This window comes from Mesorhizobium sp. M0571 (assembly GCF_040320985.1).
Taxonomy (GTDB): Bacteria; Pseudomonadota; Alphaproteobacteria; order Rhizobiales; family Rhizobiaceae; genus Mesorhizobium.
On the sequence record NZ_JAMYQT010000128.1, the window covers coordinates 1 to 2,297 of the forward strand.

Genomic DNA, 2,297 nt, shown 5'->3' on the forward strand with positions numbered 1-2,297 from the left:
TGTTGTGGAACGCGATGACGGCGACCTCGGCGGGCAGCGTGAACACGACGTGGAAGTAGCCGACTGGCAGCAGGTCGGCTTCGCGCTCGGCGAGCCATGTACGCGCGGCCGCGCCCTGGCACCTGGGACAGTGCCGGTTGCGGCAGCTGTTATAGGCGATCCGCCATTGCCCGCAGTCCGCACAGGCTTCGACATGACCACCCAATGCAGCGGTGCGGCAGTGTTCGATCGCCGACATGACCTTGAGCTGCTGCAGGCTCAGATGCCCTGCGTGGGCGACCCGGTATCCGGGGCCGGCAGCACGGAAGATATCGGCGACCTCCAGGTCCGCTCGCACCGGTTCAGCCGGGCGGCGACACCGAGCGCGGCCTTGTACTTGATGCCTGGCGCCGCTTCGAGCAGCCGCGCCGCTTCCTCGACGCTCAGCACCTCGGGCAGCTTGCGCGGATACCGGGTGACCACCAGCGCGCGCGCCAAATCCCGCCGCTTCAGCGTCACCGTGAACAGGAATCGCAGCGCCGAAACCGCACCGTTGATCGTCGCAGGGCCCATGCCGTTCTCATGCTGGTGCAACTGGAAGCGCCGAATGTCCTCGGTCGTCGCGGTGTCGGGAGCACGACCAAGGAACGCGGCGAAGCGCCGGACATGACGAACGCAATCCTGCTGCGTATGCGGTCCCAGGCCCGCATCAGCATATCTTGCTGCATGCGCTGGCGAAGTGGCGTGATCGGAGCGTCGGTAGACAGAGTAGCCATGGCAAGTTCCTCTCGTTGAAGGGAACTCCATGGTCGGATCGCAGGCTTTACCCGCTCAAGGCCTATGAATGTCGCGCCATCTCAGAACCAGGCGACCCTCCCGCGAAGCGGGTTCGTGCATGAGGCGCGAAACGGTCATCCACGATCTTCAGGTTTTGACCCAGGACGGCCTTTCCCCGGTAGTGAGCGGGAGGGCGCGGTCGTCGAGCGAGTTGTCAGCCGCCTATTTCCGCAGCCCATTAATGTGCAACTTGGGAAGCCGCTGACATCAATTCCTCCGGATTCGGCGCCTTGGGGGTATTGAGGCCAGCCTCCAGAACTTCAGTGAAGCTCCAGCGTACAATGCCCCCTTGGTCGATGAGAAACTGACCAACCAGCAGCTCCTTAGCGGAAGCCATCATCTGCTGATCGGCTTCCGTAATCTCATACCCCTCCTTCTTGTTGAGAAACTCGTTTATTGCCATGGGGTCCATAGGCTCGGGCAACTCACCCGGGAGATCGATACGGATCCCCATGACCTTGTCCATCCCGATCTCGCGCAAGCCGAAAGCACGGTGCGAGGCCCGCTCCGGGTCGGACGCGGCGAGAAGATCGGGTGTCGGATGGTAACGGAAATAGAGCCGTGCCCGCTCTACCGGCGTATTGACGACCGCCAGGCATTCGACGCCTTTCTCAGCCAGAGCCGGCTTGAGTTGCGCCATTGCCGCGACATTGCGCCGGCAGAACGCACAGTGCAGGCCTCGAAACAAGCCGATCAACAATGGGCTACGACCTCGAAAATCAGTGAGCGCGATTTTGCCTTCGCGGGAGATCGCATCGAGAATAATATTCGGCGCCCGGTCGCCCGGCTGCAGCGGGCGTTCGACATTACTCGTGGACATGGACAACCTCCTCGCCCCGGATAAGCACACCCAGCCATCCGGAGTTGAGTCCGTGCTGGGGGACGCCAGGGCAAAAATTGCTTTCGACCTTTGCCATATTGCCGAGGTCGAGATTGCGCGCGTTGCAAGTGCATCATAACACGAAAAAAGCCTCTGCGGGTCGCCCGTTTCGCGAGCTGTCGCGAGCGCTGTGGTAAACAGTGTATCGTCTCATCCGTGCCATGGGACGACACAGCGGCGGGACCGATTGGATCTTCACATGCTTGCGGTGTTCAAGTCTTGAAACTTGGGCGGCTTCGATGTGCCCGGACGTCAAATGTAGCGCTCCCGAATGCTCTTGCGCTGAAGGTCAGGTTCCCGGCCTCGTTTTGGACGTTCAAATCTGCAACGACCAAGGTCGAGATCGGATCTTCATATTTCGCCACGATTGGCGAAGGTCCGGTTGTGGCGCGGCCATGACCTCCAGCATTGTCACCCGCGATGTCCTCTGTGGATGGCTCCCGCGATGCAAGAGGTAATTCGACATTATGGCGCGTTGGTCGGGTGCAGTCTTCTGTCCGGCCTGTTGATGCAGCCATTCGAGACTGCTGGCCCTGATGGGGTCGGCGAACTGGGTCCCAATCTGCTTTGCAGGCTATGATGCCTCCGACATCGCATGGGT

Annotated in this window: 3 protein-coding genes; all 3 read right to left on the minus strand. The window is 61.2% G+C overall.

Features of this window, described 5'->3' with window-relative positions; translation table 11 throughout:
• Window positions 1–337, minus strand: a 337-nt coding sequence (locus NKI85_RS37605) for an IS91 family transposase (RefSeq protein ID WP_352780939.1), incomplete at its 3' end; no start/stop codon positions are given.
• The gene (locus tag NKI85_RS37610) at window positions 259–786 is read right to left on the minus strand and encodes a phage integrase N-terminal SAM-like domain-containing protein (protein WP_352780941.1); all 528 of its coding nucleotides are present in this window, start codon (window positions 784–786) and stop codon (window positions 259–261) included. The genes NKI85_RS37605 and NKI85_RS37610, both read right to left, overlap by 79 nt.
• 208 nt (window positions 787–994) lie before the next feature.
• The gene (locus tag NKI85_RS37615; protein ID WP_352532561.1) at window positions 995–1,636 is read right to left on the minus strand and encodes a peroxiredoxin-like family protein; all 642 of its coding nucleotides are present in this window, start codon (window positions 1,634–1,636) and stop codon (window positions 995–997) included.
• Window positions 1,637–2,297: the final 661 nt, after the last annotated feature.

What these genes read in the sequence shown, in the direction of transcription:
- NKI85_RS37615 (WP_352532561.1), bottom strand. Translation starts at nt 1,636, where the DNA reads ATGTCCACGAGTAATGTCGAACGCCCGCTGCAGCCGGGCGACCGGGCG.
- NKI85_RS37610 (WP_352780941.1), bottom strand. Translation starts at nt 786, where the DNA reads ATGGAGTTCCCTTCAACGAGAGGAACTTGCCATGGCTACTCTGTCTAC.